This is a genomic window from Streptomyces niphimycinicus (assembly GCF_018883605.1).
In the GTDB taxonomy this organism is placed as follows: domain Bacteria; phylum Actinomycetota; class Actinomycetes; order Streptomycetales; family Streptomycetaceae; genus Streptomyces; species Streptomyces niphimycinicus.
Genome location: NZ_JAHLEM010001321.1, coordinates 1 through 328 on the forward strand (window position 1 = coordinate 1; position 328 = coordinate 328).

The following is a 328-nucleotide window of genomic DNA, read 5'->3' on the forward strand; positions in this document are numbered from 1 at the left end:
GAGACGGCCATCCTGCCCCCGGTGATGCCCCGGCGCGACGACGAGACGGCCATCCTGCCCCCGGTGATGCCCCGGCGCGACGACGAGACGGCCATCCTGCCCCCGGTGATGCCCCCGCGCGACGACGAGACTGCCATCCTGCCCCCGGTGACGCCCCGGTGCGATGACGAGACGGTCGCCCTGCGCGCCGTAGAGGCGGGACCCGCCGACCGGACCATGGCGCTGCGCAAGGTCGAACCGGACCGGGACAGCGGGGCCGAGTCCCCGCCCGGCGGCCGGGCCGCCCGCCGTAAGGCCGCCCAGGGGGCCGGAAAGCGCGCCGGACGGC

Annotated in this window: 1 pseudogene; it reads left to right on the plus strand. The window is 77.7% G+C overall.

From position 1 onward, the window contains the following. A pseudogene (locus tag KN815_RS49555) lies at positions 1-328 on the plus strand (hypothetical protein); the annotation flags it as partial.